We start from the raw sequence: 24938 nt of genomic DNA on the forward strand, positions 1-24938 counted from the left end.
CAACGACGAATCCGTCAGTCCACAATAAAGAGTTTTGCTCCTATTGCCGTTCTGGACTGATGTGGTTCTGCGTTATCACCAACCTGATAACTCATCCCCGCAGTTAACGTGAATTTACGGCCATCTGCGAGCAGTGTTTCAAGTTCTCCCTCCATACAGAAAAGGACATGGCCTTTACTGCACCAATGATCCGCAAGGTAACCTGGGGTATATTCAACCATTCGCACTCGGATTTGGTTCGGCTTGTGGCCAAACAATTGTGTGCGCCAGTAGGCCATGCCTGTTTCCCCTGGATGTTCTGTTTTTTCGACTTCATCCCAGTTGGTGGTGCCAAAAGCAAATGCCTCAATGTTCATTTTATGGCCCTTCGTTGTTAAGAAAGAGGTCTTGAGCTCATGTTGGAGTGAATTAACATAAGAAAAAATAATTTATACATCAACACATTATTTTTCATATGTAGTAACGAAGTTGAACCTGATTCAAGTCATGTACCTATTAGAGGTGCTGCATCAGTAAAAATCGACGGGGGTCGGTAACGTCAGTTCTTCGCTCATAGCGGACCTCCAGGCAAGTTAACCAGTCCGCTCTGTGCCAGGAGCGGAAATCACTTTTATCGCAGTATGTTTGGTTTATGACACGACAGAGTTGGCCGCTCTTTTCGCGGGTTTGCCAGAACAGAGAGCAATACCGCAGATAATCAGTAGCGCGCTAACCAGATGATATACATGTAATGGCTCACTGAGAAACAGCACGCTGAATAAACCACCACTCAGCGGGATGAAATGGGAAAACACTTCTCCACGCGTCGCGCCAATGGCCTGAATGCCTTTATTCCACAACAAATACGAGAGCCACGATGGAAAAATAATCAGGTACAGCAGACCAATAGCCAGGCCGCTGTGACTAAATTCGGCAAGCGCTGGAATGCCATTTTTTACCATAGAGAAAATCAATATTGGAAGAAGCACTATGGCACCTATCGCTGCACTAATGGCCACAAACGCATTTCCCCCCACTTCACGGGGTTTAATGCGCAGAAACGCGCAATATACAGCCCAGCTTGCTGCCGAGCCCATCGTCCACAGATCGCCACGATTGAGATTCTTTAGGGTATCCAGGTGCCATAAATCCCCCTGCATCACCAGCCAGACCACACCGAAAGAACTGATAATAACCCCAGAGATATTCTGAGTTGTTATTTTTTCTTTAAAAATAGTCTTATTAATCAATAAGACCAATGCCGGAGTTGTTGATAAATAAATAGCAGCATTAAGCGATGAGGTATATTGCAGACCAATGTACAGGGTCAGTGGAAATAACACCTGCCCAAACAAAGCCAGAAAAGTGATGATGTGAAAAGAACGCTGCATAGCCTGCCATTGCCCACGAATTTGCCGGTGATAGAGCGCCACCAGCAATATGGCAGTGAATATCCAGCGAGCAGAGGATAATAAAACAGGGTCGACAAGACTGACTAACAGATGTCCTACCACATAATTCCCGCCCCAAAAACACGCGGCGAGAGTGAGCAATAAATAAGGCATAACCACCCCATCAATAATACAATTTTGTTCCCCGAAACATTACCGCGAAGAAAATAGAGATGCTAATATAAAGTTTTGCTCAGATGGTATCGTTTTAAACTATGAAATTCACCCTCAGGCAACTTGAATTTTACATCGCCTTAGCAGAAACACTGCAGGTGTCTAAAGCTGCCAGCCGCTGTCACGTTTCACAGTCCTCCATGACAGTCGCGTTGCGTAATCTGGAAGAGGCGCTTAATGCACAGCTCTTTCTGCGCCTGCCAAAAGGGATCCGGCTCACTTTGGCCGGGGAACGCTTTCTGACGCATGCCCGTACGATCATCAGCAGCAGCCACATCGCCCTGGAAGATTTGCATCGCCAACCGGAAACGACCGCCGGAAAAGTGCGGATAGGGATAGCCCAGACGCTCTCGGCATACCTGTTACCGGAGATGCTGAGTGACATTGAAAATCGTTTTCCCTTACTGGAAATCGACTATTTCGAGGCCACAGCACCTGACCTGCTGACCGCTCTGCGCCAGCAGAAGGTTGATTTTTGCCTACTGCTCACGTCGAACATTCAGCGCGACAGCGACCTGGAGGTGGAAACCATTATTCGATCGCTGCGCCAGTTGTGGATCGCCCCGGGACATGCGTTGTTGAGTCAGTCAGTTATCCACCTGCGGGATATCGAGAAGCTACCCTTTTTGATGCTCGAAACCGATCAATATCCCACGGTGATCACCAATGTCTGGCAGCTCGCAGGCTATCAGCCCAGCATCCATTTTCGCAGTAATTCCTTTGAAGCCGTTCGCAGCCTCGTTGCCCAGGGCAACGGAATCACCATCTTATCCGACCTGGTCTACCGCCCCTGGTCGCTAAACGGTCAGCGAGTCATTCGCCGGACGATTGAGGACTGCATCACCTACATGGACGTCGGCGTGGTCACCAACACCGGACAACCGCTGTCAATTCCAGCAGAACGATTAAGGGATTTTCTACGTTCGCTAATTGTGAGACTGGAGGGGAAGAGCTAAGTGCGTTGTCAAAAATCGGTTCAGGGATCCTAAAGAATGAAGTGCACCGGAAACGTCCGATTCTCGCTCTCACCGGCAACCATAACATCCCAATCCCCCCCAACAAAAAGTCCAATTCCGTCCTTGTCCCCTTCCCCCCAGCCGCAGTACCCTCACGCCGCACCTGCAAAATCAGGTGTCGGGATTAGCCTCCTGGATGTTACCCTTACTGGCGACACAATGGCGCGTCCGCGCCTTTTTTGTGTCGTGCGCACGGCTACACCTCAATGGTGGGCCGGGCGGGGGCGTCGCAAGACGCGCCGGTGTCCAGTAAGGCCGGTAAGGCTAACCCCGCCCGGTCCGCCACCCGTGAGATTAGCCTCTCCGTTGGCGGTTCAAAAAACCACTTACTGGAGGCTGCCTCTATGGCTACATTCCTCGATCCCAACGACGATTTACTGACCATCCCCTTCAGCGCCGCCACGGATTTTACCGATCTGGCCGACTGCTGCGACCGCTTTGCCGAAACCCTGATCGAATGCCGCGACCCGGCACAGAAAATGGCGCTGCTGGGCCGTATCGGCGCCTGCCTTGCCCTGCTCCGCCCGACGCTGGGCGAGACCATTCCGCCGCACCTGATCGCGCGCTTTACCGTGACCGAACTGCCCGACGTTGCGCAGCGCTTTGAGCCGGATGCCGACGTACTGTGCGACTACTGCCAGTCGCTGACGCAGCTGCTGTGCGGCCAGGCGCTGCCGCCGGAAGCCGAACGCACGCTGACGGGCCTGCTGTGCGAGCTGGTGTGGCTGTTTGCGGCAGAGTTAAAAGCGCCGCGCTGGGTCACGGTGCACTAAAACAGACGCGCCCCGGCCTTTGGGTCGGGGCTATCGCGACGAGCCGCGTGAAGGTTCGGCCATCCCGGGCGCTAGTTCGGTATTATCTTTTTCAACACGCCAAACCGTGCCATCAGCCATAAAAATGACAGACAGGACGCGTGGATCGCAGTGTTCAATACCCAGCTTCTCTCCCACAAATTAAACGTCACAAACTGACTCACCGCTAAAACGACATACACATGCAGGATAAAGACATACAGCGAGTTCTGTCCCAGCGGAATAAGAAACCAGCCCGCCAGTTTATTAACCGGTGCCCAGAAATAGGTCAGAACGAGATAAACGGAGACGATCAGGCATGCATCATTCAGTATTCTCAGCGGACCCAGCTCATTTTTTCCGGCAAAGTTATGATAAAGCCAGTCGAAATTTTTGGCGGGGATCACATGCAGCAGCAGGAAGCGCGGCATAAACGGGTTCGTATGGTTCTGCGCAATAAACATCATGACAACGGCAATCAGCACCATACCGGACACAACCGCCCTGCCGGATTGGGTTCTGGCCAGAGAGAGCAGCTCTTCTTTGTACCATCCGCAGCACATTCCCAGCACATAGATAAACTGCCAGGCCATGAGCGGAAAAGCAAAATCAAATTCAGCGGAAATAAGATGTTCCCGGGTTACCTGAAAGTAGCCGTAGACGATCAGCGAAATACTCAGCAGAATCACCGCCCGTCCGGAGTATAACAGCCACAGAAAAATCGGGCTCAGCAGCAGCAGATAAAAATACAGCCCCAGGATCTGCGACTGGTGCGGGCCAATCTGTAAAAAGAGAATTTCATTGTACCACGCCTCTTTTACCTGCTCACTGACCGGGTACATCGCGTAAGCAACACCGGAATAGCGATCGGTAAAATGCGTTAATTCGAATGTATCAATAAAGCTGAAATGCCGGAAAATAAGAATGGTGAGAATAATGACAATATTCACGATATATAACGTCGCGGCGCGCCTGACCAGAGAATAGGACACGCTTAACAGCGGCTCAGTATGCAATTGTCGGCGTTTAAGGAACCCCAGGACAAACCCGGAAAGAATAACAAACCCCTCCGCCCCGGTCGTCAGGCCAAAGCGCTCCCAGGTAACGACGTTAAAGGCCGATAAAATCTCCACGTGCGCAACCACCATCATCACCAGGGCGATGCCGCGGAGCATATCAATACGTAAATCACGTTTGCCTTCTGATACATACTGTAAGCCCGACACCGGACGTAAAATGGTATCATGTACACTCATGGGACAACCCTGTATTTATTGCCGGACAGAGGCATGACTATCGGATTACTTCAGAAGAAAATAGTTTCAGCCGTAAAATATGTACGCGAATAAAGCGTTTGTACAGACTTACATTTTTTAGTCAGCATGTTGAAAATCAGGACTATTTTATAATTTACGCGTCGTCCTTGCATATCCTTTACCCTTGTCTAGACTCTATTTTTATAGCATTAGTATAATATGGATATGACATGGCGAATTTTTATTTTTCATGTTTTGAAAAAAGAAGACCACCACCTCCACTAAAGCACAATCCGGTCATCGAGTTTATCTGGCAGGTGTTATCTGTTGTGGTCATTATTATCGGCATAAATTACATTCGCTGGCGCTGGATGGAGTCATTAAATTATGATGCGCTGTGGTATGCCGTTCCCCTGGTCGTTGCCGAAACCCTGGCCTTTATGGGCACGATTTTGTTTACGATTAATCTCTGGCAGGTCCGGGACGTTGAGAAAAAATCAGCGCCGGACTGTATTTCTCAATGTCTTGAGCCCGAGCTGAATAGCGCTCCGCGGCCGATCAAAGTGGATTTATTTATTGCCACCTATTCAGAGGATACCGAGTTAGTCAGATTATCGATTCAGGACGCCAAACGCGTCACCTACCCTTTCCCGATCGAGTATAAAATCCACGTGCTGGATGACGGCAAACGCCCGGAAATGCGCCAGGTGACAGAGCAGGAAGGCGTCAATTATTTAAGCCGGGAAACCAATATAGGTTTTAAGGCCGGTAATTTGCGCAACGGCATGGAGCACACCGACGGCGATTTTATTGTCATTTGCGATGCAGACACGCGCGTGTTCCCCTCGATCTTAACCAATACCCTGGGGTATTTCCGCGACCCGGCCGTCGCCTGGGTGCAGACGCCCCAGTGGTTTTACGATCTCCCCGCCGGGAAACGCCTGCCCACCGTACTGCGAAAAAAATTAGGCCGACCAGGCCAGACATTTGGCTGGTTAGTGGAAAAACTGGTAGGGCCGCTCACTCTCGGTCGCGACCCTTTTTTTAACGATCCTCAGATGTTTTACGACGTCATACTGCGGCGCAGGAACTGGGCTAACGCCGCGTTTTGCTGCGGGGCCGCGTCCATCCATCGCAGGGAAGCCATCATGCAGAGCGCGCTGCGTCATTATGCCCATACGGTGGAATCAGAAATCACGCGTTATACCCGACAGGTCCCGGACGGCGCCCTGCGGGAAGAGTTGCGTCAGGCCATGAAAATGCATGTGGCGTACGACACGGAGCTGACGCCCTATAAATTCCATGTCTCTGAAGATATCTATACCTCTATTCTGCTGCACGGCGATCGTGAGCATCGCTGGCGCTCGGTCATGCATCCTGAGGTTGAATCAAAAATGTTATCGCCGCAGGATCTGTTAACCTGGATGATCCAGCGTTTTAAGTATGCGGCGGGCTCTCTCGACATCCTGTTGCACGACACGATATTCCGCAACCGTAAGGTTAAACTGAGCATTGCGCAGAAACTGATGTACGGCACCACCTTCTGGTCGTACCTTGCCTGCCTGTGGAATACCGTCTTTTTAATCTCGCCATTGGTGTATCTTTTTACCGGTATCCCTCCTGTTTCCGCCTACTCCACGCCGTTTTACCTCCACTTTTTGCCGTTCTTTCTGTTCTCTGAACTGGCGTTTATGTTCGGTACGTGGGGGATATCCGCATGGGATGGAAAATCGTCCTATCTTTCACTGTTCTCCATGAACCTTCGCGCACTGGATACGGTGTTGCGCGGTGAAAAAATCAAATTCCATGTCACGCCCAAAGAGCGCCAGCAGGGTAATTTTCTGACGCTGGTGAAGCCCCAACTGTGTATTATCGCGCTGACGCTGCTGGGCCTGATATGGGGCGGGCTACAGCTCTGGCTGGGCAATGTTACGGACCCCTCCGGCTATATCATTAATCTTTTCTGGGGCGGCGTGAACATTGTCGCCATGCTGCCCATGGTGTTAGCCGCGTTATGGCGTCCAGAGGAGAATGAATCGTCCTCTGCGCAGGAGGCGGCTTAAGATGTCATGGAAACAGAACCTGCTGCGGGCGCGTAGCTATCTTGCTGTGATGATTGGCTTTTTGATTGCTTCCGGTGTGGTTTTATATGTTGAAACACATATGCCGCAAAGCAAGCCCGTGCAGAATGAATTAACGCTGAGCCATGATTTCCCTGACCTGCCTGAGCCCCGGGCGTTAACCCTGAATGAGGCGATCTGGGCCCGCATCGCCTGGCAATATTTTGTGAATAACACCCAGCCTGCGGGGCTGGTCAATAGCATTGATAAGCAGCCCTACTCCACGATGTGGGATACGGGCAATTACCTTATCGCGATGATCAGCGCCGAGCGACTCGGCATCATTTCGCATCATGAGCTCAACGACAGGATGCGTTCCGTACTCTCCGCACTTTCCGCGCTCCCCCTCACTGATGGAAAGCTGCCCGCCGTTTACTATCACGCCCAGCAACTGATTCGACTGCGCAGCCTGGATCACAATGAGAGTCAACCAGACTGGTCCGCTGTCGATATCAGCCGGTTATTGATGTCCCTGAACATCAGCGCATGGCTGTACCCGGAACATGCGCCAGCCATCCAGCAACTCACACGGCGCTGGCGCTTTGACGCTCTTTTTGTCCAGCGGGAACCGAAAAAGAGCCTGAGTTTACGCGAACCCAAAACCTGGCAGTTGATCTCGCAGGATAACCGACAAAGCTACGGTTATCAGCTCTATGCGCTTAACAGCCTGCGCAGAACCAGTATTCTGGCGGGCTCGGTACTCAGCGCCCCTTTTCCTTCACAACACATCATCAGCATCGACGGCGTCAACATTCCTTATGACGGTCTGGTGAACATTGGCAAACTCGACCACCCGGTCGTCTCAAACCTGCCTTTCCTGCTCACGGGATTAGAGGTCGGTTTTGATATTAACTCGGCTGAAATGAGCTGGCGGATCATGAAAGTGCAGGAAAGCCGCTATAAAAGCACGGGCGATCTCGCCTGGATGGGGACCGATTACGAAGAACGTTTACCGCGTTTTGAGAACGATACTCTCGCGCATCGCCCTCCCGCCGCTATCGACAAGACGCGCAGAGAAGTGAGTAATACCGCGCTACAGCTGTCTACCCGTTCCGTTTTTAGCTGGTATGCGCTCTTTCGCACCCCGTGGAACACCATGATGCGTCAACGGTCGGCTGCGCTTTTTGAGCCAGGCCGGGGCTGGTACGACGGCATCGTCTCAGGCAGCCAGCAGCGCAGCAATATCATCAGCGCAACCACCAACGCCGCCGTTTTAGAAAGTCTTGTTTATCTCTCGCAAGGCCCTCTGTTTTGCCAGAACTGTATGCCGGCATCCTCTTCAACGCCCGCTGACGGCCAGCAGCCATAATCTGCAATAAAGGAGCAACTATGCACATGTCTTTTTCTGTCAGGCCGTTTAGCGCGGGGCTCAACGCTTTCAAACGGCTCCTGCTGGGCGGTTTGCTACTGATGGTGCTTCCGGCCGCGATGGGCGATACCCAGCTGCCAGCGGCGGGATATCCGCAGCGTCACGGGGAGCTGACCGCGCGCGAACAGGCTATCGCGAACAAAGCGTGGTCCTATTTTGTGACCAACTACCAGCCGACCACCGGGCTGGTCAACGCCGTGAATAATTATCCGTCGACAACCCTGTGGGACAGCGCCTCTTACCTGGCGGCGCTCACCGCGGCCCGTGAGCTCGGCATCATCAACAAAGAGGCCTTCGATCAGCGCCTGATTAAGTTCCTCGGCACGCTGAACACGCTGCAGCTCTTTCAGAATCAAATCCCCAATAAAGCCTATAACACGATCAACGCCGAGAAAGTGGACTACCTGAACAAGCCCGGCGAGATTGGCTTTTCCGCTATCGACATCGGCAGGATGCTGCTTTGGCTGAAAATCATTAAAGAACGCTACCCGGAATATGCCAATGACGTCGATAACGTCGTACTTCGCTGGGATTTCAGCCACGTAGTGGATGATTGCGGAACGCTGTATGGCGCGGTTCTGGATGCCAACAAGCAGCCGATGTACGTTCAGGAAGGACGGCTTGGCTATGAAGAATATGCGGCCAGCGGTTTCCAGCTCTGGGGCTTCTCTACCTGCCAGGCCTCGCGGCCCGAGCCTTATCAGCTTGCCGACATTTACTGCGTGCTGGTTCCTTATGATTCCCGCGATCCCCGCACCAGCAGCCAGCATAACTATGTCGCGTCAGAGCCTTATGTTCTGCATGGTCTGGAAATGGGATGGGACACCAGCGACGATAGCTCCGCAGATAACAGCAAGCATAGCCACCCCTGGATGCAGGATTTCGCGAACCGGGTGTATCAGGTCCAGGAAAACCGCTACCAAATCACCGGCAAACTGACGGCGCGCTCGGAGCACCAGCTCGATAAAGCCCCTTACTTCGTTTATGACACGGTCTACTCCGATGGCTTTGACTGGAACACCATTACCGATAAAGGCGAGTTTGTGCCAGACATGGCCGCCGTCTCGCTGAAAGCCGCGCTGGGTATGTGGAGCCTGTGGCAGTCGCCCTATACCGACAGGCTGTTTGACGCCATAGAAAATGCCAATGAAAAAGACAAAGGCTTTTACGAAGGTCTGTACGAAAACGGCAGCGGCCCGATTCATGAGTTCACCGCCAACAATAACGGGATCATGCTGGAGGCCCTGCTGTTCAAAAAAGAGGGGCGTCTCCTCAAATTCAACACCAGCAATCAGACCGATGCGAAATATGCGCCGTCGCTGTGGGATAAAACCCTGGTGAATACGTTCGATGATAAAAACACGCCGTTTAACCGCCCCTTTATTCAGCCTGATAAGAACCTGAAAACCTGGTGTCAGCAGACCGGTATCGCCTTGCGTAATGCGCCGTCCTGCAAGGCCTGCAAATGTCCGCAGTGTGACATTAACGCGCCTGTGAAACTGCCTCCGGTGGCAACATCATGCTTAAAACAATAGCGCTTCTCTTCGCGGCGGCGATCGCCATTACCTTTACGGTGCTGATGAGCATGATGGCGCGCTCCGACCCGCCCTCCCTGCTCAGCGGGGGAACGCCCGACGACGAACAGCGGCAGTGGGCGCAGACGGCCTGGCGCTATGTGCAGAACAACACCCAGCCCGGTTCAGGCCTGGTCAACGGCAAAGAGCAGTATCCCGTGACCTCGCTCTGGAACATCGGGGATACGCTGATTGCCCTGACCGCCGCAAGACGCCTTGACATCATCAGCCAGGCCGAATTTGATGCGCGGCTATCGACGCTGCTGACGACGCTCGCCAGCCTCCCGCTGACGCCCGCGGGAACGCCGGGGTCGCTGTATAACGCGGCGGATGGGTCGCTGAGCCGCCAGCAGTCTGCCGCCACGAAGGCGCAGGATCTGGCCCGCCTGCTGGCCGGTATGCGCATGGTCATCGGCTATTTTCCTGAGTACCGCACCTATCTCGAACGCGCAGCCATGCGCTGGAACTTTTGCTCTGTCGTCGATAAAGAGGGGCTGCCGCTCGATGGACAACAGCAGAGTAACCAGTGGCGCACGCAGGCCGTCGTCGATACGGAATATTCGGACTACAGTCGGGCGGCATTCGCGCTGTGGGGGTTCAGGCCCTCCGAACAGCCGTTGCCGTTCAAAACGGCGATATTGTCTGGATTACCCATTGACTACACGACCCGCGATCCGCGCCTGAGCGGCTCACCGGCGGGCGTCGAGAGCACGCCCTATATTCTGACCGGTATCGAACTCGGCTGGACGATGCCGGAGGGCCTGTCGTCAGCCAGTACGCGTATGGAAAACCGCGCAAAGCTGATTTACCAGGTGCAGGAAATGCGCTGGCAAAAGGACAAAATCCTGACCGCCCGCGCCCAGTATTCCCGCTCGGCCGCCCCCTGGGAGGTCTATGACAGTATTTTTGCTAACGGCTACCCCTGGAATACGCTCGCCGATGGCAACCGCTACATGCCCGAACTCTCGCTCCTCTCGACGCGTGCGATTTTCGGCCTGTGGGCGCTTTGGGACACGCCGTTTACCGACGCGCTTATGCAGCTTGGACGCCTGCATCGCGATACTGAACATGGGTGGTTCGAAGGCCGCTATGAAGACAGCGGCGGGTACAACCGCACCTACACTCTGACGACGAATACCGTTGTTCTTGAGGCTATGCTTTATAAGCACACCGCCGGCCCGCTCATCAAACCGGTACACCACGGCGGTTACCTTGACGCCCGAATGCAGGACGTTTTTAACTGGCCGCGCCACTGTCTGCCGCCGGAGAGAAATCCGCAGGTTATTAAGAAAGGGGGACTGAATGGGGATTAATTACGAGGAGTTATTCAATAACAGCTATGCCCGAATTTTGCCCGGCGATAAGGGAGACCGCTTTTTTACCCATTTCTACACGTTGTTTACCAAAAGTACCGATGATGAAACCTCTGCGCACTCCGTGGCCCGGCGCCTGGAAAAGCAAAAAATCATCTACAAAACCTTTTTCTATATGCTGTCGGTCGCCAATACGCATATTGTCGCCGACTATCTGGTGAAAATAACGCGGGAAAGCAACCCGCAAAATCTCAACCTGCCCCCTTCGGCCTATGCGCTATGGCGCCGGGCGGTGCTGCAAACCGTCCGGGATCTTGACCCGGAATGCGATGAAGAAATCATCACCGCCTGGGCGATTGTCCTGGCCCCGGGCCTTGAGTTTATGCGCCGACAGGCCGAGCTAAACCATAAGCCTCCCGCTCAGGAGGGGTCCGCATGATAAGCCATGAGCAACTGCATGCCGCGCTCAACGCGCCGAATGTCGCGCTGGCCATTTATGACGAGCAGGAAAACTTACAGTACTGGAATCAACGTCTTATTGAGTACTACCCCGCCCTGGCGGACTGGCTGCACCGGGGGGTTCAGCTCACCGATGTCCTGCGTATGTCCCTGGATATCGCTTACCCGGCCATCCATGCCGAAAGCAAAAAGCGCATGATGGCATCGATGCTGGCGAACTATCGGCGCAATAATCACTATGAAGTCAGGCGCGTCACCAAACGCACGCTCTACATTCAATATCAGCGGACGCCCGAAGGCGGCATTATCAGCACCCATACCGATATCAGTCGGTATGCCGATGTCATCAAAAATGAACAACATCTGCATAGCGATTTTATTCTGGCCGCGGAAACCTCGCATATTGGCATCTGGGACTGGGAATACCACAGCGATGAACTACAGGTGAACGAGGCGCTGCTGCTGCTGCTGGGTATTCAGCGCGAGCAAAACATCCTGACGAGCGATCTATGGACGCAGGCCTTTCATCCGGACGATCTTGCCCACTTTCATCAGAGTATTCACCACGCAACGCGGGCAGTGCTGCCCATTTTCACCTGTGAGATGCGCGTACTGCGCGCCGATGAAACCTACGGATGGATGCTGATTCAGGGCCAAATCATGACCCTGAGCCTGCAGGGTTCGGCACAGAAAGTCATTGGCACCCTGCAGGATATTACCGAGCAAAAAAACGCCGAAGCCGCCTCCCGGCAGGCCGTTGAGGCGGCAAAAGCCGCGAACCAGGCCAAAAGCGAATTTTTGGCCAATATGAGTCACGAAATTCGTACCCCGATGAACGGTATCCTGGGGATGACGCAGCTTTGCCTGGAGACGGACCTGACCGCCGACCAGCGTGACTATATTAATATGGCGCACAGTTCGGCCAGCGCGCTGCTGAACATCATTAATGAAATTTTGGATTTCTCCAAAATTGAGGCCGGGAAACTCACCTTAAACGCTGAAGACTTCGCCATTCGCCCGCTCATTCAGGAAATTACCCGGCCGTTAATGCCAAAATTCTCGGAAAAAAACATTGAGCTGCTGGTGGATATTCACCCTGACGTGGCCATCGAGATCCACGGCGATCCGCTGCGTTTACGGCAGGTGCTGACCAATCTTATCGGCAATGCCCTGAAGTTCACCCTGCACGGCGAGGTGGTATTGCGTATTTTGCCGGTGCCTGACGCGCTCCACAGGCTTCTGTTTAGCCTTCATGATAGCGGTATCGGCATACCTGAAGACAAACAAAAAGTTATTTTTGAATCCTTCAGCCAGGCCGATAACTCGACGACCCGCAAGTATGGCGGTACCGGGCTGGGATTAACCATCTCCTCAAGGCTGGTGGAGAAAATGGGCGGAGAATTGCACCTGACAAGCCAGGTCGGCCAGGGGAGCTGCTTCTCCTTTTCGCTGCCCGTGCTGCCGGGCGCCCGTAAAAAACTCTTGTCCTGGCCCCCGACGCTCTCGGGCGTGGAGGTGCTGGTGGTCGACGATAATGACACCAATCTGCGCCTGCTCTCGGGGCTATTGCGCAACATGGGGCTCAAACCCATCGCCGCAAATTCGGGCAAAGAAGCGCTGGATATCATGAACGCCAGAGCGGCGTTCCCGCTGGTGCTGCTGGATGCGCAAATGCCGGAAATGGACGGTATGGCGCTGGCGCTGGAAATTATGTCCACGCCGTCCCTGCGCCAGAGCAAGCTCATCATGCTCAGCTCAACGGGAAACCGCATCGACAAAGACGTACTAAAAAAAGTGGGGGTCTCTTTCTTTCTCACGAAACCCATTGACGCGCAGGAGCTCTTTGCGACCATGGTGCAGGCACTGTCGTCAATGCCGCCGGTACCGACGGCGGGCGTCAAAGACAGCGGCAGCGCCGCCCCCGCCGCATCCGTCTCGACGTCGCCGCATTACCATCTTCTGATCGCTGAGGATAACCTGATAAACCAGAAGCTGGCGCTTAACTTCGTGGGGAAATTAGGGCACAGCGCCGACCTTGCCGGTAATGGCCTGGAGGTGATTGAAAAACTCGGAAACGCCCGCTACGACGTGATTCTGATGGATTTACAGATGCCCGAAATGGACGGCGTCGAAACGGTAGCCGCCATTCGCCAGGCGGAAGAGCGGCTACCGTCAGGCGCGCCGCGCCAGCCGATTATTGCCATGACGGCCCACGCGATGAAAGGAGACCGGGAAAGATTCCTGCAGCACGGGTTTGACGGTTATATTGCCAAGCCTATTCGCCTGGAGCTGTTAGACAAAGAGATCGATATGGTCATGACCGCAGAAGCGCCCGCGCTTCCGGCCTTTGACTTTCAGGCGGCGCTCGCCCAGCTGAACAACGACCGGCAGCTGTTTGATGAGCTGGCGATGATGTTTATTGATGAGCTGCCCCACCTGCTGGCTGAAATAAATACGGCAATCAGCGGACGGTCCTTCGATAACATTCGGCGTAGCGCCCATCGTTTTAAAGGCGAAACACTGCATTTTGTCTGCAAGCCTCTGGAAAACTGCCTGAAGGCCATTGAGCTGGCGGCCATCGAACACGCCCTTGATACCATTACCCGTGAGCAAATGCAGCTTGAAGCACTGTGCCAACAGCTGCATAGCGCGCTGCTCGCGGTGATGGAGGTCGAATGAATAAGGGGATCCTGTGCGGCGCTCTGCTGCTGGGCTGTGCGACGCAGGCCGCCCAGCCCACCTCAACGGACTCCCTCTCGCTTGATGGCCGGTGGCAGTATCATGATGCGAATCCGCCCTTTGCGGACATGACGCAGGCGACGGGCGCCTCTCTGCCGTGGAAAACCATTCCGGTACCGGCAAACTGGTATAGCGCAGGCGTCAACCATCAGGGCGCGCTCTGGTACCGCACCCATTTTACCGGCCCTGAGCGGAGCGCCGATCGGATGGCAACGCTCATTTTTAACGCGGTCGATTATCAGGCGGACGTCTGGCTCAACAAACGGTTTATCGGCCGGCATGAAGGCTATTTCCAGCGTTTTCAGTTCGATGTCACCCGCGCGCTGCGCCAGCAAAACCAGCTGCTGGTCAAAGTAAACAGCCCTTTTGAAGCCCCGGGCAAAATCTGGCCGCTGCATAAGCAGGCAATCAAAGGCGTCCTGTCGCAACACGATACGCGCCCGGGGGGAGCCTGGTCGTCTGAGGCACAGGATGCGAATTCAGGGGGGATCTGGCAGCCGGTCACGCTCCACATCAGCCGCGGTGCCGTTATTGATAACATCACCGCCTTACCCGACTGGCGCAACGGGCTTGATAACCCCACGCTCAATATTCGCCTCGACTATCGCGTGAACCGTCCGCGCGAGGCGCGCCTTACTGTGCGGCTGGTGCCGCTGAATTTTACGGGTAAGCGCTATGAACACACCCGGCGGGTAAAGCTGACCGGCTCCGCGCAAACCCCCATGCCGCTTGCTGTTTCTGTTCAGATGCCGCGCGCCCGGCTGTGGTGGCCTTACGCCTATGGCGCGCAAAACCTCTACCGTATTGAGGCGACGCTGTCGGATGTCCACGGCATCATGGATCAAAAACAGGGGCAAACCGGCCTGCGGGAAATCCGCTGGGCGCCTGATAACCATGCCTGGATGCTTAACGGACATCGTCTGTTCATCAGGGGAACCAATTATATCGGCTCGCCCTGGCTGGGGACGATGACCCGCGCGCTCTACCGGCGGGACCTGCAGTTAATGCGCGATGCCCACATTAACGCGGTGCGGGTGCACGCGCATGTCGCCAGCCAGGCATTGTACGATCAGGCGGACGAGTCCGGCATGCTGATATGGCAGGATATGCCGCTGCAGTGGGGGTATGACGACAGCGCTGCGTTTGCCCATAAGGCCTCGCGCCAGGCGAAAGACTTGCTGAAGCAGTGGGGAAATCACCCCTCGGTGATTGTCTGGGCGGGCCAAAACGAACCCCCGTTTGACTCCCCCTGGATGAAACAACGGTTTGCCGACTGGACGCCGGACCTGAACCGACCGCTGGCGGAAAGCGTCGCCGCCGCGCTGCGTGAAGATCCCAGCCGGATAGTCCACCGCTGGTCGTCAGTCACCGAACACTACTGGCAGGGGTGGTATTTCGGCGTACCGACCGATTTTCTTAAAGCGGCGCAAAGCAGCATCATCAGCGAATTTGGGGCCCAGGCGCTCCCCGGGATGGCAACCTTACGGACGATCATTCCGGCGAACAAAATGTGGCCTGCCACCGCCGCGCCTGACGATCCGGGCTGGGATGTCTGGAAATACCATGACTTCCAGCCCGCAGAGGCCTTTGGGATAGCCAAATTATCCAGGGGCCGTACGCCAGAGGAATTTATTGCGAACACGCAGGCGTATCAGGCAGAGGTGGTGCAGATGGCGGCAGAAAGCTATCGCCGTCAACGCTATCAGCCCGTTGCGGCGCTTTTCCAGTTTATGTTCAGCGAAACCTGGCCATCGATTAACTGGGCCGTCGTCGACTACCGGCGCATTCCGAAGAAAGGGTATTTTGCCTTACAGAAAGCCTACCAGCCGGTGCTGCCGTCCATTGAGCCAATCACCCTCACCTGGCATCCGGGAGAACGCGGCAGGATAGGTCTTTGGGCGATTAACGACCGCTGGCTGAATTACCCGGACGCCCGGCTCAGCTGGTTTGTGCTGCAAGGGGGGCGCGAACTCGCGCGGGGCAGCCTGACGCTGGATCTCCCGGCGGACAGCGGCCATAAGGTTACGGAACTTGCGCTGGTACCGCCCACGGCGCAAACCCTGCTCCTGGTGACCGAACTCCAGGACCATGCAGGTAATACATTAGGAAAGAACAGCCGCTATTTTTCAGTAACGGCTAAATAAACCCGCGGATATCGCGCCATGGGCTTATACATGTTTAATCAGGATAAGCTCATTGCGCCCTTCCTGCGACCGGTAGCTGACATCGTCCATCATGGCAAAAATCAGCTTCAGGCCAATCCCGCTCTCCGGCCAGCTCGCCTGCCGGTGAGGATCGGGTTCGGGCAGGGATTTATCGCGTCCCGCCAGCGCGCGCAGTATTGCCTGGGGTATCGGTTTGCCGGAATCAGAAAGCACAATCTCTACCCCGCCATCCGCATAGGACAACGTGACCCCGACAGACTGCTCGGGATCGTGGTTTACGCCATGCCTGACGATATTGCTGAAGGCTTCGCACGTGGCTAACTCGAGCTGATAAACCACGGCCGGATCAAGCTCAAGCTGAGCGATAAATTGCCGGATGGCGCTGCTCAGCGTTTCCAGATTTTCGAGTGATGTGGGTAAGCGAAATACCGTGTTGACTTTTTCCATCATTATCCACCGAAAAAGCGTTGTGATATCAGCCCATCAACATCTGCAAAGCATCCTGACGATTATCCCTGATAGAAAAAATACGATCCATGCGGGTCAGCTTAAAGAGGTTGTGGATATTGCTATTGAGCGAACACAGCACCAGTTCCCCCTTCCCGTTCAGGCTTTTGAGTATCGATACCAGTGCGCCAAGACAGCTGCTGTCAATAAAATCTACATGGCTAAAATCCAGCAATATATTTTTATTGTTCTGTCCAATAACCTCCAGCACCTGCTGTTTAAAGGTCAGCGCGACAGAAGCGTCCAGCCTGCGTACCAATGGAACAACGATCTCTACGCCATTTTCACTGTGCATTTCAAAGTTCATAAGCATCCTCGGTATGGGTTCCAGGAATTACGCGATACGTTCGATCGCCAGTAATGAAATATCATCATTAAAGAATCGTGAATATTCGGTGCGCTCCTGCGGCTCAGGTTGACACCAGCGTACCAGCGCCTCTTCAACCAGCTGGAAAAGCGCTATTTTGTCTTTGTCACGCAGCGCTATCATCATATTTTGCAACCGCGTCTCGCCGTATAATTCTCCGTCAAGATTCTCACATTCGCTAATCCCGTCGCTGTATAAATACAGGCGATCGCCGGGCTCCAGGGAGAAATCACAGCTTTGGTATTCGGAGTCCGGGAACAATCCCACCGGCACCCCGCCCTGCCCTATGGAAACAAGCTCCCCGCGCTGACGAATAATAAAGGGGGTAGGATGTCCGGCCTGGCAAAGCGATCCCTTTCCCGTTCGGGTATCAATCAGCCCATAAATAAGCGTGAAATAGCTGGTAATATCCTCATTATCAAGACAAAAGCGCTGATTCAGCGCCGCAACGACGTCATGCGGTGGGATAATCTGGCCTTCAACAATTAAGAGCCGTTCATTAATCCGACCGGAAAGAAATTCCCGGGACACGGCGAGTGACAGCATCGCCGCGCTCACGCCATGGCCCGCCACATCGATGCTATAAAACGCAATATGGTGCTTATCGAGCATGAAATAATTCAGTAAATCACCGGATACATAGGCTGAAGGTAAAAATATCCAGTCGGCCTGGTACCCCTCAAAATTCAGCGCGGTCGCCGGTAAGACGCGACGCTGCAGGCGGGCCGCGGCCTGCAAATCCTGTTCTATTTGCTGATAAGCGGTGCTCAAACGCTGGTTTCGCACCTCAAGCTTATTTTCCAGCATCAGGATGCGCTCCGCGACATGCAGCCGGGCGCGGAGCTGGCTTTGATGAATCGGTTTTGATAAAAAATCATCCGCGCCGGATTCCAGCCCTAGCACTAAATCGTCCGTGGTTTGCCGGGCGGTGACCAGAATAATGTAAATGTAGTGGCCGTAATCATGCCGGCGAACCTGTCGACACAGTTCTCCGCCGTCCATTTCCGGCATTTCCCAGTCGCTTATCACCACATTGATGCTGTTTTCATTCAGTATGGTAAGCGCCTGCAGGCCATCCTGAGCCTGTAAAACATGAAATCCCCACTGGCTTAAGATGTTCGCCAGCAAATGGCGATAACTTTTCGAGTCATCGACAATCAAAAGCGTTAATTCGGATTTTTGATCCATACCGTCAGCCACTGTTATTGTCACGGTTCATTCATCCTAGAAAGGGAGTGTCCAGCTCACATTAATTGTCCCATGCCGGAAGTTGGCATCGGGGCTGCCGCGCCAGGGGTAACGTGTCCCCGTGTAGTTATCATAGTGCACCGACATCGCTCCCGGAAGGTAACTGGAGACGTAGCCGAAGCTGTAGGTATAATCGTAATCCCAGGGCTGCTGCTGTTGACTGTCAGGGTAATAAAAAGCGGATACCCGCAAAAAATAATGCTGCAATAAGGTATAACCGCAGCTGGCCAGGAAAATATTTTTGTTCCGCTGCACCGAGTTATCCGCAAGGGAAAAATAGCGCGGGACATAGCTATAACCGAGCTGGCAGATCAGGGCATCCTCTTTATTGATAAGAAGATGTTTTTCCACGTTCTGAGGCAATGTGAACTTATACGCAAATGTCCACGTCCCTTGTTCAAAACGCGTACGCTGCACCTCTTTCGCGGGGTAAAAATAGTTGTTGTCGCTATAGTTACCGTACACCAGGCTAAACGTACCGGGATGCCAGTCGTCATAGCCGAAACTATAGACAAAATTGGTGCTGTATTTGTTAATATCCTGAATCGGCGCCCGCAGCGTCATGTTGGCAAAAAAGTAGCTCAGCGGCGAGTACTGCATACTCAGCAGCACGCGCTGATTATATCTGTCGTGTAGCTCGTAGCTGTCCTCCCCCGTAGGAACCTTCACAATTTCCTGATCCAGCGTGGTGCTGTAGGTTAATGCGGTTGAAAATGAAGACTCGCTACCTGAAAATAAACGCGCCCACGGACTGGTAAAAACCCTGACAGCGGGGGTATTTGGCGCAGTGCCTTCTGTAGCCCACGCCATGCTCCCTGCCTGGCAAATCCCGAAAATAAAACAGCTCCGTACAAGGATTTTCATTTTAGCAATTTATTCCCCAAATATCCTTTGCATAGCCCTGAATAGTCCTGTCACTCGAAAACTCCCCCATCCGGCTAATATTGAGTAATGCCTTCCGGTGCCACTGCCGCGGGTGCTCAAAATCCGCCATCGCCTGCTGCTGCGTTTGACAATAGCTTTCAAAATCGAGCAGATGGCAATAATTATCAGCGGCAGTTAACATATGGTGTAAAGGGGCAAAAAGGTCATGATCTGGGGTAAATACGCCAGAAATCAGGGCATCGACAATGTGCGCAATCTGCGGATTGCCGTGATGGTATAAGAGATTATTATTACCTTCGCGTCGGCTTTTAGTAATTTCTTCGGCAGTAGCGCCAAAGAGATAAAAATTATCCTTGCCGACCGCCTCCCGAATTTCGATATTGGCGCCATCATACGTGCCAATCGTTAATGCGCCATTCAGCGCAAACTTCATGTTACTGGTGCCAGAGGCCTCGGTACCTGCTGTCGAAATTTGCTCCGAAAGGTCGGTTGCCGGGATGATGCTTTCGGCTAACGAGACCTTGTAATCCTCAAGAAAAACGACCTTCAGCTGCCCGGCAATGCGCGGATCGCTGTTGATTTTTTTGGCTACGGTATTGATTAACTGAATAATAAGTTTTGCCATCCGATAGCCGGGCGCCGCCTTGCCGGCAAAGAGATGCACTTTAGGCGCGATGGTTTTGCCGTTCTCCTTGATATCAAGGTAGAGAGCAATGACATGCAGAATGTTCAGGAGCTGGCGCTTGTACTCGTGAATACGCTTTACCTGACAGTCAAACATCGCCATCGGATCCAGCGTAACCCCATAATGCTGTGAAACAATCTGGCTAAGCGCGGATTTGTTTTTGAATTTAATGGCGCGGATTTGATCGACAACGCCCGCGTCATCCGCCTTTTTCTCCAGCTGGCGAAGCAAATGTAAATCCGTCGGCCATCTGGCGCCCAGCTGCTGATTCAAAAACGCGGCAAGATTGGGGTTAGCCTGCTGCAGCCAGCGGCGCGGTGTGACTCCGTTGGTCTGATTAATGAATTTTTCCGGCGTAATAAAGTAAAAATCAGGCACCAGGTGGGTTTTGATAAGCTCCGAATGGAGCATGGCAACGCCATTAACACAATGGCTCCCGACGATGGCCAGGTTTGCCATGCGGATGTGTTTGTCTTTGTCCCCCGCAAACAGAGACAAAGAGGTCAACAAATGCGGCCTGTCCGGCCAGCGGGTGGCGACATCGTCAAGGAACCGGTGGTTAATTTCAAAAATAATCTGCAGATGACGCGGCAACAGTTTTTCAAACAGCGCCACGGGCCAGGTTTCCAGCGCCTCGGGCATCAGCGTATGGTTCGTGTACGCGCAGGTTTTCTGCGTGATTTCCCATGCCTGCGGCCAGGGAAGGCTGTATTCATCCACGAGCATCCGCATCAGTTCTACAACCGCCAGCGCCGGATGCGTATCGTTGAGCTGGATAGCCACATGCTGCGGCAGTAACGAAATATCCGCTTCAGTTTCCGCATATTCACGAAAGATATCCCGCAAGGTACATGCCACAAGGAAATATTCCTGAGTGAGCCGCAGCTCTTTACCCGTCAGGATTTCATCAGAAGGATACAGGATTTTCGATATATTCTCCGAGGCGATTTTTTCGCTTACCGCCTTTATATAATCGCCGCGATTAAAAATATGGATATTGAAAGAATTAGAGGCTACGGCGCTGTATAAACGCAGCTTATTGGTGGTGCTGCCCCGGTAGCCCGAAACGAAATAGTCATTTGGAATACCGACGATGGTATTCCACCCCAGCCACATCGGATTGTAATTCCCGTTAACATCATCCGCATGTTCAATATAACCACCAATGGGGATCAGCATCGGCTGCGTATGGTGCTCAACTAACCATGGGGAGTGCATGGAATGCCAGTCATCCGGATGTTCTATCTGCTGCTCATTCTGAAACGATTGCCGGAACAGGCCATATTCATATTTGATACCGTGACCCGATGCGGCGATATCCAGCGTGGCCATTGAGTCGATGAAGCAGGCGGCCAGGCGCCCTAACCCCCCGTTGCCAAGGGCGGCATCGGGTTCTTCATCAAGAATATTGTCAAAATCGAACCCCAGTTCATTTACCGCCTGGCGCATATCGTTCAGCAAATTCATATTCATCAGATTATTGCGCAGCGACTGCCCGAGCAGAAACTCCATTGACAGATAATAAACGCGTTTTTTCTTTTCCGCGCGCTGCCGGGCCTGGCTGCCGAGAAATTGATCCTGTTGAAAATAGCGCACCGCCAGCGCCACAGCATTAAACACATCGCCGTTGGTAGCCTTATTTAAGCTAACACACAAGGTGTATTTTAATTGTTCTTCGACAAGAGCGCGCAAATCTCTGCTGATGACAGACATGTTGACCTCACTGAACTCCGCTGCATCTTTTAAATGCACAGAACACAAGATATTGTTTTTTTTCAAGTGTAGACGGAGATTTTCATCTTAGGCAATTTTTGACCCACAAAGCGATATTCTATTGTTCCGGGACTAAATTAGTTCAAATTGAAACTATCAGGCGCAAATGCAATATGCGGGCGAGTCACGGCAATGCGCCTTGTCCGTTCAGGCTAAAATCGCAACCGGCAACCTGACACAGTCGCCGCAATTACGGGTATAATCCTGACCATGACTCACATAGTTTCGGTACCACGATGACAAAACTCACCTTACAAGAGCAGATGTTAAAAGCAGGATTAGTGACCAGCAAAAAAATGGCCAAAGTCCAGCGTACGGCGAAAAAATCCCGCGTGCAGGCGCGTGAAGCCAGAGAAGCGGTTGAAGAGAATAAAAAGGCGCAGCTTGAGCGCGATAAGCAGCTGAGCGAGCAGCAAAAGCAGGCGGTATTGTCGAAAGAGCTGAAAGCCCAGGTGAAGCAGCTGATTGAGATGAACCGCATCACCGTGGCCAAAGGGACTATCGATTTTAACTTCACCGATAATAACCTTATCAAAAAAGTCGCGGTCGATAAGCTGACGCAGACGCAGCTGATTAACGGCCGTCTCGCCATTGCCCGTCTGGCGGCGGATAACAACGCCGAGGCGCAGTACGCCATCATCCCCGCCGCCGTCGCCGACAAAATCGCCCAGCGCGATGCCGACAGCATCGTGTTACACAGCGCGCTGAGCCAGGACGTGCAGGACGAAGACGATCCGTACGCGGATTTCAAAATCCCCGACGATTTGATGTGGTAAGCCGCATCAGAACGGGCTGGCGCTGCGGAGGCTGAACGGCTCGCCGCTGGCGGGATGGGTAAAATGCAGCTCGCTGGCGTGCAGCATCAGCCGCGGCGCGCGTCCGGTCCCCGGCGGCAAAAGGCCGCCGTACAGATCGCAGCCTAAAATCGGGTGTCCCAGATGCTGACAGTGAATGCGCAGCTGATGGGTGCGCCCGGTCTGCGGGGTTAGCATCACCCGCGTCAACGGCAGTTCCCTGCCGTCCTCCAGCCTCTGCGTGAATCGCTCAACAACCTGAAAGCGGGAGCGCGCGGGCTTGCCGTGGGTCGCGCAAATCGACATCCGCGGAAACAGCGCCGGGTCTTTCGCAATCGGCGCATCGACCGTTCCCTCGTTCTCCTCCAGATGCCCGCAGAGCAGCGCGGTGTAGACTTTGCTCACGGCGCGCTGGCTGAACTGCTGGCACAGGGCGGCATTGACCGCCTTATCGCGGGCCACCACTATCAGCCCGGAGGTGCCGAAATCAAGGCGATGCACCAGCGCGCAGCCGGGAAACAGCTTCACCAGCCGGTAATGCACCGAGTCGAGGTTCTGCGGGTTTTTCCCCGAGAGGCTGAGCAGCCCCGCGGGTTTATTGATTATCACCAGCTGCGCGTCCTGCCAGAGGATCTCAATCTCGTCATGGCACGGCGGGGCAATAAAAGTATCGATAACGGCAGACATCAGGCGACGGCTTAGCGCACTTTCTTGAGCATTTTTACCGTTTCTTCAACGTCAATCTCGTCTTCAGAGAAGATCAGCGTCTTATTCTGGAAGGTGGTGACCGCCAGCTTTTTCACCGTACGCATCTCGCCCGCCTTTGCCGTCGCTTTCGGGCGAATGCTGCTCATCAGCATGCCGACCGACAGCACCGCATTCTCTTTATCGATTTTGGTCTCGACCGGTTCCTCTTCGCTGAACACCACCCAGGATTTGATGGCGGTGATTTTGAGGCGCTCGCCGGCAATATAGATATACTTGCTGTCCGGGATGACCTTCACCGCATACGCCGACAGCCCTTTGCTGTTGGTGGTGGGCTCAAAGGTGACCGCCGCGTCTTTCTTAATCAGGTCAGGATTGGCAACCTTAATCACATGAAAATAGCGGTTGTCGCCGTTTTCATCTTTGATAAATCCAAACCCTTTGTCTTCAAACCAGGTTGTGATGGTTCCTTGCATTGCCTTTACCGCCTAATTAACTGTTCAACACTCACATTTTTGCAGCGCGCAGTGTAATGCACTCTGCCCGCGCCGACCATGCCTATAACGGAAGTATGGCGGATAATTTACCGCCGCACCCGGGCAAGAGGAGGTCAGCCGGTGAATTTTCTGCTACCATCCCTGCACCATTCACCCTGCACAGTGACAGTGACTATGAAATTTGTCTCTTTTAATATCAACGGCCTGCGCGCCCGTCCTCATCAACTGGAAGCCATCGTCGAAAAGCATCAGCCCGACGTGATCGGCCTGCAGGAGACAAAAGTTCACGACGATATGTTCCCCCTCGAAGACGTGGCGAAGCTGGGCTACAACGTCTTTTATCACGGGCAGAAAGGTCACTATGGGGTGGCGCTGCTGACCAAAGCGACGCCGGTCTCCGTGCGCCGCGGTTTCCCGGGCGACGGCGAAGACGCCCAGCGCCGCATTATTATGGCGGAAATCCCGTCGGCGTTCGGCAACGTCACGGTGATCAACGGCTACTTCCCGCAGGGCGAGAGCCGCGACCATCCGCTGAAGTTCCCGGCAAAAGAGCTGTTCTACCAGAACCTGCAAAACTACCTGAACACCGAGCTGAACAACGAAAACCCGGTGCTGATCATGGGCGACATGAACATCAGCCCGACGGACCTGGATATCGGCATCGGCGACGACAACCGCAAGCGCTGGCTGCGTACCGGCAAATGTTCGTTCCTGCCGGAAGAGCGCGAGTGGATGGCGCGGCTGCTGGACTGGGGGCTGGTGGACACCTTCCGTCACGCGCACCCGGATACCCAGGACAAGTTCTCGTGGTTCGACTACCGCTCAAAAGGCTTTGACGACAACCGTGGCCTGCGCATAGACCTGCTGCTGGCGAGCTCGCCGCTGGCCCAGCGCTGCGTCGAAACCGGGATCGACTACGAGATCCGCAGTATGGAAAAACCGTCCGACCACGCCCCGGTCTGGGCAACGTTTAAGGGCTAAGACGCGCCGCTGAAGGGTTCCCCGGGGCGGAAACGGCCCGGGGAGCAGAAATGTTCTGAGCAAAATCAATAAAATGACGGTAATCGTTTG

At 53.7% G+C, this 24938-nt stretch carries 21 protein-coding genes and 1 pseudogene; 12 read left to right on the plus strand and 10 right to left on the minus strand.

The window, feature by feature from the left end; all coding sequences use genetic code 11:
- Window positions 1-14: 14 nt before the first annotated feature.
- A complete protein-coding gene (locus tag ENTCL_RS12785; protein ID WP_013366552.1) occupies window positions 15-356 on the minus strand; it encodes a DHCW motif cupin fold protein in 342 nt (113 codons plus the stop codon).
- Between the two features lie 273 nt (window positions 357-629).
- Entirely contained in the window at window positions 630-1544 is a 915-nt protein-coding gene (locus ENTCL_RS12790) for a DMT family transporter (RefSeq protein WP_013366553.1), read from the minus strand.
- Between the two features lie 101 nt (window positions 1545-1645).
- Between ENTCL_RS12790 and ENTCL_RS12795 the strand changes: the two genes are divergently transcribed.
- From ENTCL_RS12795 to ENTCL_RS12800, 3 genes and pseudogenes are all read left to right on the plus strand, one after another.
- Entirely contained in the window at window positions 1646-2560 is a 915-nt protein-coding gene (locus ENTCL_RS12795) for a LysR family transcriptional regulator (RefSeq protein WP_013366554.1), read from the plus strand.
- 266 nt (window positions 2561-2826) lie between these two features.
- Window positions 2827-2922, plus strand: a pseudogene (locus ENTCL_RS24170) (host cell division inhibitor Icd-like protein); the annotation flags it as partial.
- Window positions 2923-2964: 42 nt separating this feature from the next.
- Entirely contained in the window at window positions 2965-3393 is a 429-nt protein-coding gene (locus tag ENTCL_RS12800; RefSeq protein WP_013366555.1) for a hypothetical protein, read from the plus strand.
- 71 nt (window positions 3394-3464) lie between these two features.
- Here the strand turns inward: ENTCL_RS12800 and opgC are convergent, their stop codons facing one another.
- Window positions 3465-4667 carry an OpgC domain-containing protein gene (opgC, locus tag ENTCL_RS12805; RefSeq protein WP_013366556.1) on the minus strand — a complete coding sequence of 401 codons (1203 nt, stop codon included), beginning with the start codon at window positions 4665-4667 and terminating at the stop codon, window positions 3465-3467.
- A gap of 230 nt (window positions 4668-4897) precedes the next feature.
- On the opposite strand from opgC, the gene ENTCL_RS12810 reads away from it, so the two are divergent.
- From ENTCL_RS12810 to ENTCL_RS12840, 7 genes are read left to right on the plus strand one after another with little or no spacing between them, the layout of a single operon-like run.
- Window positions 4898-6730, plus strand: coding sequence for a glycosyltransferase family 2 protein (locus ENTCL_RS12810; RefSeq protein ID WP_013366557.1), 1833 nt, complete (start codon window positions 4898-4900; stop codon window positions 6728-6730).
- A 1-nt stretch (window position 6731) separates the two neighbouring features.
- Window positions 6732-8096: a DUF3131 domain-containing protein gene (locus ENTCL_RS12815; protein ID WP_013366558.1), complete on the plus strand. Its 1365-nt coding sequence runs from the start codon at window positions 6732-6734 to the stop codon at window positions 8094-8096.
- 20 nt (window positions 8097-8116) lie between these two features.
- Entirely contained in the window at window positions 8117-9691 is a 1575-nt protein-coding gene (locus tag ENTCL_RS12820) for a DUF3131 domain-containing protein (protein ID WP_013366559.1), read from the plus strand.
- Window positions 9676-11043 carry a DUF3131 domain-containing protein gene (locus ENTCL_RS12825; protein ID WP_013366560.1) on the plus strand — a complete coding sequence of 456 codons (1368 nt, stop codon included), beginning with the start codon at window positions 9676-9678 and terminating at the stop codon, window positions 11041-11043. Before ENTCL_RS12820 ends, ENTCL_RS12825 begins: the two co-directional genes overlap by 16 nt.
- Window positions 11033-11482, plus strand: coding sequence for a hypothetical protein (locus ENTCL_RS12830; protein WP_013366561.1), 450 nt, complete (start codon window positions 11033-11035; stop codon window positions 11480-11482). The genes ENTCL_RS12825 and ENTCL_RS12830 overlap by 11 nt, the downstream gene beginning before the upstream one ends.
- Window positions 11479-14181: a response regulator gene (locus ENTCL_RS12835; protein WP_013366562.1), complete on the plus strand. Its 2703-nt coding sequence runs from the start codon at window positions 11479-11481 to the stop codon at window positions 14179-14181. Before ENTCL_RS12830 ends, ENTCL_RS12835 begins: the two co-directional genes overlap by 4 nt.
- Window positions 14178-16385 carry a glycoside hydrolase family 2 protein gene (locus ENTCL_RS12840; protein ID WP_013366563.1) on the plus strand — a complete coding sequence of 736 codons (2208 nt, stop codon included), beginning with the start codon at window positions 14178-14180 and terminating at the stop codon, window positions 16383-16385. Before ENTCL_RS12835 ends, ENTCL_RS12840 begins: the two co-directional genes overlap by 4 nt.
- Before the next feature lie 24 nt (window positions 16386-16409).
- On the opposite strand, the gene ENTCL_RS12845 is transcribed toward ENTCL_RS12840, so the two are convergent.
- Genes ENTCL_RS12845 through ENTCL_RS12865 form a run of 5 tightly spaced genes read right to left on the minus strand, consistent with a single transcriptional unit; the run spans window position 16410 to window position 21811 of the window.
- On the minus strand, window positions 16410-16853 hold the full coding sequence (locus tag ENTCL_RS12845; RefSeq protein ID WP_013366564.1) for an ATP-binding protein: 444 nt from the start codon (window positions 16851-16853) through the stop codon (window positions 16410-16412).
- 28 nt (window positions 16854-16881) lie between these two features.
- Window positions 16882-17220, minus strand: a complete 339-nt coding sequence (locus ENTCL_RS12850) for an STAS domain-containing protein (RefSeq protein WP_013366565.1) — start codon at window positions 17218-17220, stop codon at window positions 16882-16884.
- 27 nt (window positions 17221-17247) lie between these two features.
- Complete coding sequence (locus ENTCL_RS12855; RefSeq protein ID WP_044611968.1) at window positions 17248-18468, minus strand: PP2C family protein-serine/threonine phosphatase; 1221 nt, start codon at window positions 18466-18468, stop codon at window positions 17248-17250.
- 36 nt (window positions 18469-18504) lie between these two features.
- Window positions 18505-19338: a hypothetical protein gene (locus ENTCL_RS12860; protein WP_013366567.1), complete on the minus strand. Its 834-nt coding sequence runs from the start codon at window positions 19336-19338 to the stop codon at window positions 18505-18507.
- 55 nt (window positions 19339-19393) lie between these two features.
- Window positions 19394-21811 (minus strand): glycogen/starch/alpha-glucan phosphorylase, encoded by a 2418-nt coding sequence (locus tag ENTCL_RS12865; protein WP_013366568.1) that lies wholly within the window; start codon window positions 21809-21811, stop codon window positions 19394-19396.
- Between the two features lie 296 nt (window positions 21812-22107).
- Between ENTCL_RS12865 and ENTCL_RS12870 the strand changes: the two genes are divergently transcribed.
- Entirely contained in the window at window positions 22108-22647 is a 540-nt protein-coding gene (locus ENTCL_RS12870; RefSeq protein WP_013366569.1) for a DUF2058 domain-containing protein, read from the plus strand.
- 6 nt (window positions 22648-22653) lie between these two features.
- Here the strand turns inward: ENTCL_RS12870 and ENTCL_RS12875 are convergent, their stop codons facing one another.
- Complete coding sequence (locus tag ENTCL_RS12875) at window positions 22654-23352, minus strand: RluA family pseudouridine synthase (RefSeq protein ID WP_013366570.1); 699 nt, start codon at window positions 23350-23352, stop codon at window positions 22654-22656.
- 11 nt (window positions 23353-23363) lie between these two features.
- Window positions 23364-23846, minus strand: a complete 483-nt coding sequence (locus tag ENTCL_RS12880) for a cold-shock protein (protein ID WP_013366571.1) — start codon at window positions 23844-23846, stop codon at window positions 23364-23366.
- A gap of 195 nt (window positions 23847-24041) precedes the next feature.
- On the opposite strand from ENTCL_RS12880, the gene xthA reads away from it, so the two are divergent.
- Complete coding sequence (gene xthA / locus ENTCL_RS12885; RefSeq protein ID WP_013366572.1) at window positions 24042-24848, plus strand: exodeoxyribonuclease III; 807 nt, start codon at window positions 24042-24044, stop codon at window positions 24846-24848.
- Window positions 24849-24938 lie beyond the last annotated feature (90 nt).

The sequence above is a fragment of the [Enterobacter] lignolyticus SCF1 genome (assembly GCF_000164865.1).
In the GTDB taxonomy this organism is placed as follows: domain Bacteria; phylum Pseudomonadota; class Gammaproteobacteria; order Enterobacterales; family Enterobacteriaceae; genus Enterobacter_B; species Enterobacter_B lignolyticus.